The organism is Curtobacterium sp. ODYSSEY 48 V2 (assembly GCF_023712625.1).
GTDB lineage: Bacteria > Actinomycetota > Actinomycetes > Actinomycetales > Microbacteriaceae > Curtobacterium.
The window spans coordinates 110,686-117,134 of sequence record NZ_JAMAXX010000010.1 but is presented as its reverse complement, the minus strand read 5'-3'; the positions used below and the strand labels follow the sequence as shown (position 1 = coordinate 117,134).

Annotated in this window: 7 protein-coding genes; 5 read left to right on the top strand and 2 right to left on the bottom strand. The window is 67.5% G+C overall.

Features of this window, described 5'->3' with window-relative positions:
* Positions 1 to 397: 397 nt before the first annotated feature.
* Entirely contained in the window at positions 398 to 1,081 is a 684-nt protein-coding gene (locus tag M3666_RS15125) for a cation diffusion facilitator family transporter (protein ID WP_175325101.1), read from the bottom strand.
* The gene (locus M3666_RS15120) at positions 1,078 to 1,431 is read right to left on the bottom strand and encodes a helix-turn-helix transcriptional regulator (protein WP_251155657.1); all 354 of its coding nucleotides are present in this window, start codon (positions 1,429 to 1,431) and stop codon (positions 1,078 to 1,080) included. Before M3666_RS15120 ends, M3666_RS15125 begins: the two co-directional genes overlap by 4 nt.
* 106 nt (positions 1,432 to 1,537) lie before the next feature.
* Here M3666_RS15120 and M3666_RS15115 point away from each other — a divergent pair, with 106 nt between their 5' ends.
* The 5 genes from M3666_RS15115 (at position 1,538) to M3666_RS15095 (ending at position 6,447) form a co-directional block, all read left to right on the top strand.
* Positions 1,538 to 1,900, top strand: a complete 363-nt coding sequence (locus tag M3666_RS15115) for a metalloregulator ArsR/SmtB family transcription factor (protein ID WP_251155656.1) — start codon at positions 1,538 to 1,540, stop codon at positions 1,898 to 1,900.
* Positions 1,897 to 2,823: a cation diffusion facilitator family transporter gene (locus M3666_RS15110; RefSeq protein WP_175325098.1), complete on the top strand. Its 927-nt coding sequence runs from the start codon at positions 1,897 to 1,899 to the stop codon at positions 2,821 to 2,823. Before M3666_RS15115 ends, M3666_RS15110 begins: the two co-directional genes overlap by 4 nt.
* Positions 2,824 to 2,933: 110 nt before the next feature.
* Positions 2,934 to 4,898, top strand: a complete 1,965-nt coding sequence (locus tag M3666_RS15105) for a cytochrome c oxidase assembly protein (RefSeq protein WP_251155655.1) — start codon at positions 2,934 to 2,936, stop codon at positions 4,896 to 4,898.
* Between the two features lie 151 nt (positions 4,899 to 5,049).
* Positions 5,050 to 5,466 carry a hypothetical protein gene (locus tag M3666_RS15100; protein WP_175325097.1) on the top strand — a complete coding sequence of 139 codons (417 nt, stop codon included), beginning with the start codon at positions 5,050 to 5,052 and terminating at the stop codon, positions 5,464 to 5,466.
* 531 nt (positions 5,467 to 5,997) lie between these two features.
* Positions 5,998 to 6,447 (top strand): M23 family metallopeptidase, encoded by a 450-nt coding sequence (locus tag M3666_RS15095; RefSeq protein ID WP_175325096.1) that lies wholly within the window; start codon positions 5,998 to 6,000, stop codon positions 6,445 to 6,447.
* Positions 6,448 to 6,449 lie beyond the last annotated feature (2 nt).

Sequence of the window (6,449 nt, the reverse complement as noted above, 5' to 3'; positions counted from 1 at the left end):
CGACCGACCGGTCACCGTCGGCATCAACGGCTCCATCACGGCCCACACCTCGTCAGAGATCTCCTGTCGCGTCACCGTTCAAGACTCACCCACCGAGGAGCGGAACCTCTTGATCAACACGCCCTAGCCAGATGGGCCGCGGGACGGTCTGCCGAGACCCCTACAGACCGAGCAGGCGACATGCACCCACCCGCCGCTCGACGTCATCGAGACTGTCGTATCGGAACCGGAGCCCCGAGCGGAGCATGCACACCTGGCACTGTTCCGGCAGCGCCTCGACGTCCGCGACGGGCTCTCGATCGTCCGCAGACCAGAGCCGGTACCCGTCCGCGATGGCCTCGAACTCGAACCAGTCGAGCAGGAACCGCTCCCCGCGCTGCACAAGGAGCCCAGCCCGTCAGCAGCAGTCGCAGGTGTCGACGTCGCGCTCACCGGTCAGCGCCGACACCGGCTGCTTACACGCGTCGCCGCGCCAGGCCTCCAACCCCTCCCGGACCGCGAAGACCACCACGACCAGCCCCGCCACCGGGTCAGCCCAAGTCCACCCGAACAGCGTGTTCAGCAGTAGGCCAACCAGGACCGCGGCGGACAGGTAGCTGCACACGAGGGTCTGCTTCGAGTCAGCGATAGCGGACGCGGAGCCGAGTTCCTTCCCGGTGCGCCGTTCCAGCAAGCTGAGGAACGGCATCACCGCGAGGCTCACCGCGGCGAGGACGATGCCAACGGTGCTGTGCTCTGGCTCGCGAAGCCCGGCGAAGGTGAGGCCGGCGTCGACGGTGACGTACAGCGCGAGGCCGAAGAACGACACCGCGATGACCTTCAACGCGGTGCGCTCGCGCGCTTCCGGGTCGCGGCCGGCGAACTGCCACGCGACCGCTGCAGCGGAGAGCACTTCCACGATGGAGTCGAGACCGAACCCGATCAGCGCTGTGGAGGACGCCACCGTGCCGGCGGCGATCGCGATCACGGCTTCGATCACGTTGTAGGTGATCGTCGCGGCGACGATCCACCGCACCCGTCGCTGCAACAGCGTCCGACGCGCGGCGGTCAGGGGCGCACCAAGCTGCATCGCGGCGCTCATGCGCCGGCTCCGCAGCACAGCGGGACGTCGCAGTCCTCGTCCGTACACTCGGCGCCGTCATCGACGGCGAGAACGACGTCGACCAGTGCGCCCAGCGCTCGCGTGAGGTGCGGGTCCGCGATCTCGTACCGGGTGCTGCGCCCCTCCGGGACGGCGACGACGATGCCGCAGCCGCGGAGACACGCAAGGTGGTTCGACACGTTCGTGCGGGTCAACTGCAGCTCGTCCGCCAGGCGTGCCGGGTAGCCGGGTTCGTCCAGCAGCCGAAGCAGGATCCGGGCTCGGGACGGATCGGCCAGGGCACGTCCGAGACGGGTCATCACGTCAAGCCGCGAAGCAATGGTCAGCATGCGGTGACTATACAGTCTCCAATGACGTGTAGCTGGTAGTTGTCGACTACAGAAACCGACGGACACGGCGTTGCCGTCTGCCTGCTCGCCATGCAAGGATATTCGCATGAGCGAATATTCGAACGTGGGACTGTCGGAGTTTGACGATGCTCACGTCGAGATTGCGGCCGAGATCTTCTCGATGCTCGCTGATCCCACCCGGATTCGCCTGATCCTGGCGTTGCGGGAGGACGAGTTGTCGGTGAACCATCTCGCGGCGACGGTCGACCGGTCGCAGGCGGCGGTGTCTCAACACCTGGCGAAGCTGCGGATGGCGCGGATGGTGACCACCCGGCAGGAGGGCAATCGCGTGTTCTACCGGCTGGCGAACGACCACGCGAACAAGCTCGTGCACGACGCCATCTTCCAAGCCGAGCACACGGTCGGCGACGTGGTGCGACACCACCACAGTGCGGAGCACGACGCATGAGCACCGGACATGACCACGCCGCGGACGCGCACGCGCACGCAGTGAATCGCAAGCGCCTCGCAATCGCGTTTTCGATCACGGCGACGATCCTTGTCGCGGAAGTGGTCGGCGCGATCCTGACCAACAGCCTCGCCTTGTTGGTCGATGCGGCACACATGCTCACCGACGCCGGCGGCCTCGCGACCGCGTTGATCGCAGCGAACCTCGCACGCCGACCGGCCACAGCGAAGCGCACGTGGGGGTTCGCTCGCGCGGAAGTGCTGTCTGCGACCGCGCAGGCTGCGGTGCTGCTGGCGGTGGGTCTGTTCGTGCTGATCGAGGGTGTTCAGCGGTTGTTCGCGCCGCCGGAGATCGCTTCGGCGGGGCTGCTGACGTTTGGTGTGATCGGCCTGGTCGGCAACATCGCGTCGATCCTGGTCCTGGTCAGCGGACGAAACGCGAACTTCAATCTTCGGGCGGCGTTCCTCGAGGTCGTCAATGACGCGCTCGGGTCCGTCGCGGTCATCGTCGCCGCGCTCGTCATCACGGTCACCGGATGGGGTGGCGCGGATGCGATTGCGGGGTTGCTGATTGGCGTTCTGATCCTTCCGCGGGCCTTCAAGCTGCTTCGTGAGACAGTGAGCGTGCTGCTTGAGACCACCCCGTCGGGTCTGGACCTCGACGCGGTGCGGCAGCACCTCCTGGAACGGGACCGCGTCGTGGATGTGCACGACTTGCACGCCAGCCAGATCGCGACCGGACTGCCCGTGCTGACGGCGCACGTCATCGTCGACCGCGACTCCTTCACAGACGGTTCACTGCCGGCGCTTCTGGATGAGCTGCAGACCTGTGTCGCCGAGCATTTCGAGGTCAGCGTCGAGCACTCGACATTCCAGCTCGAACCTGCCGGTCACACGCAGCACGAGCACACCCCACACACCTGATCGGACTCCATGCCCCGCACCGACCACCGCACCCAAACCCGCGCAGGCAGGTGGCTTCGGTGACCGCTCCCACAGCCCCTCAGCAGCTCAGCCGACAGGGTGCCAATACGGTGACGGTGCTGACCGTCGCCGTGCCCGTTGCCCTTGGCTGCGCGCTGCTCGGCCTGACGATGACCGGCGCGCTGAACGAGGAAACGCAGCTCGTCGACGCCGGCAGCCTCGTCCGTTGGGGCATGCCCGTCGCACGAGTCCTACATGACGCGATGGCGGCCGTCACTGTTGGGCTGTTGATCGTGGCCGCGTTCGCGTTGCCGGCCCGCCGCACCGACCACGGCGCTGTCTCCAGCGTCCAACACCGTGCTGCCCGGTGGGCGGCAACATCGGGAGCAGTCTGGTTCCTCGCCGCTGTCGCGGGCATCGTGTTCACCGGCGCGAACACAATTGGCGCTCCCATCGGCAGCGCCGTGTTCAACCGGATCTTCCCGGAGTTCTTGTTCCGCCTGGAGGCAGGCCAGGTGTACCTGGTGTCCGCCATCGCGGCGCTGATTGCAACAGTCCTCGCCGCCTTCGCGACTCGCGTAACGACCCTCGCTGTCGCGACCGTTGCTGCGCTCTTCGCGCTGCTGCCACTATCTCTCTCCGGTCACGCCGCGGGTTCCCTGGAACACGCCAACGCCGTGAACTCCCTGGCGATTCACCTCGTCGGGGTGTGCGTATGGGTCGGGGGGCTCGTCGCGGTGCTGCTGCTGCGGACCCGCACCAAGGGTGCCACCGGCCGGGTCATCGCCCGCTACTCGGCCCTTGCCGGGTGGGCGTTCGGCGCGGTCGCGTTCTCCGGCGTTGTGAACGCTTCGCTCCGTCTCACCGGCCCGCTGGACCTGGTCACCACCTCCTACGGGTGGCTGATTACCGTGAAAGCTGGAGCTCTGGTGCTCCTCGGCGTTGCTGGTGCGGTCCAACGACGAAAAATCGTCCCGGGGCTGCTGCGCGAGCCCACGAACCGACGGCTGTTCGTCCGGTTCGCGTTAGCGGAAATCGTGTTCATGGCGATCGCCATCGGCGCATCCGTGGCCGTATCTCGCAGCCAGCCGCCGATCCCACAGGCCCCTACAGTTGGCGCGGACACGCGCGACGGGCTGATCGGGTACACGTACCCGGATCCGCAGACGCTTCAACGGTTTCTCACCGCATGGCACTGGGACTGGGTGTGGACCGCCCTCGCCGTGACCGGGATCGTCTGGTATCTCCTGGCCGTCCGGAAACTACGGCAGCGCGGCGATCGGTGGCCGATCGGTCGCACGATCAGCTGGGTGCTCGGCTGCGCGGTGTTCATCTGGACGATGAACGGCGGCCCCGCCGTGTACGGCATGATCCACTTCTCCAGCCACATGATCCAGCACATGCTGCTGATGATGTTCGTCCCGTTGCCGCTGGTCCTTGGCGGTCCAGTTCTCCTTGCCCTCCGGACCCTGCCGATCCGCAACGACGGCTCCCGTGGCGCCCGCGAGTGGCTGCTGCTGTTCGTGCACTCGAAGTGGATGCAGTTCCTCGCCCAACCCGCCGTCGCCGGTGTCATCTTCGCCGGCTCGCTGGTCGCGTTCTACTTCACAGGTGCGTTCCAAGCGTCGATGCAGTCCCATGAATGGCACGTCGCGATGGTGCTGCACTTCGTGCTCAGCGGGTACCTGTTCTTCTGGGTCTTCGTCGGAATCGACCCCGGCCCCCGCCGGCCGCCGTACCCGATCCTGATCATCGCGTTGCTGGCGACGCTGGCGTTCCACGCGTTCTTCGGCGTCGCGGTGATGAGCAGCGCAACCGTGTACGCGCTCGACTGGTTCCGTGCTCTCGGACAGACCGACACCGCAGCGCTCCTGGCGGACCAACGCACCGGCGGCGGGATCGCCTGGGGAGCGGGTGAGTTGCCGATGGTGTTCGTCGCGCTCCTCGTCGTCCGGAACTGGCGACGCTCGGAAGAGCGCACCGCGAAACGCCTCGACCGGCAAGCTGACCGGGACGGCGACGCAGACCTGACCGCCTACAACGACCGGCTCGCCGCCCTCAACGACCGTGACTAGCCCAACAGCAGCACGACCCGCCACTGGCGCCGGTTTGCAGTGCTCTCCCATCCGGATCCCCGACAATCAGCGCGGCGGCAACACGCCACCATCCAGTCTGTGCGGCGCGAACGCGTCCTGCACACTGGATGAAGCCGCGCACGGCCCCCACATGATCATGACGACACTTCGCCACGACCTCCCGCTCCGGCTGCTTCGAGCAGTCACCGCGGTCGTTGCTGCCGTCTTGCTGCTGCTGGGTGCGCTAACACTGCAGAACCTCGCCAGCCACACCGACGAAGCAATCCCGACGCTCACCGGCGCCGTCGCATCTGCCCTCGACACAGCCGAAGTCGACCCGGCGGCGACGCATGTGGATGCGGAGCATGGTGCCGCGAGCATCTTCTGCGCCCTGCTCGGGTTGGCGGCGATGGTCGTTGGCGCGGTCGCCGCGCTGGCAGCGATCACCTCGCCGCGGCGGTCGCTGTTCACCCTGTCGCAGATGCTCGCCCGTGTGGCCATGGTGCCGCGGCGTATGGCAGCACCATCAGCGGTATCGCTGACGGTGCTCTCGATCGCGCGCGTCTGATCACTCTTCCAGACGACCCTGCGCTGCGGGGCCGTCAGTTGCGTCCTGCCCGCACCTCACCGGAAGACCTTTCGACGCGTGAATACTCCCGCACCCACCCCTGCCAACTCCGAACGTCCCTTGGCTCCACTGACCCGCCGTGAAGCCCTTGCCGCTGAGCGCCTCGAAACCCGTTCGCGCCCCGTCACCCGCAGACGGGTGACTGCAGGAACCGGTGGTCGCAGCACCCCTCGCCGGACTGTGACGCCGCCGGCTCCAGTCGCAACGTCCGCTGGTCGGGCGCGTCCCGTCCCGTCAGCTGCAGCCGCGACGGCGGCAGCGGCAGCGGTGGTGCTATTCGCGTCCGCAGCCCTCCCGGGCCCGACTGCGGTCGCGGCCACACCCGGGATGCCACTAGCAACTGCGGCGCCCGCGCAGACACTGACCGTCGCAGCCGCAGCACTCGACCCGAACCTCACCCGCGACAGCTTCACGGTCTCCGCCCCTGCACCGGCCCCCGCGACGTCGGCAGGCTCGTCAGGAATACCGGCAGTGGGGGCGTCGACCGGCGGTGGGGACGTGCAGTGGCCGTTCCCCGGCCCGGTGCCGATGAGCTCCGGGTTCGGGTACCGGATCGCCCCATGCGCAACCTGCTCAAGCGCCCACCAGGGGCTGGATTTGACGCCTGGTATGGGGACGCCGATCGGTGCCGTCGCTGCCGGCACCGTGCGCGTCGCCGGCCGACATTCGGAATTCGGCCAGTACGCGATCATCGACCACCGCATCAACGGTCGACTGGTTTCCACCCTCTACGCACACATGATCGTCGGCTCCTCGCCGCTGCGGGTCGGGCAGACCGTGGCCGCAGGCGACCGGGTCGGTCTCGTCGGTTCCTCCGGCCGGAGCACCGGCGCGCACCTGCACCTCGAAGTGCACCAGGACGGCACCACGCCCATCAATCCGGACACGTGGCTTCGCGCCAACGCTGGCCGTGTCTTCTAGGA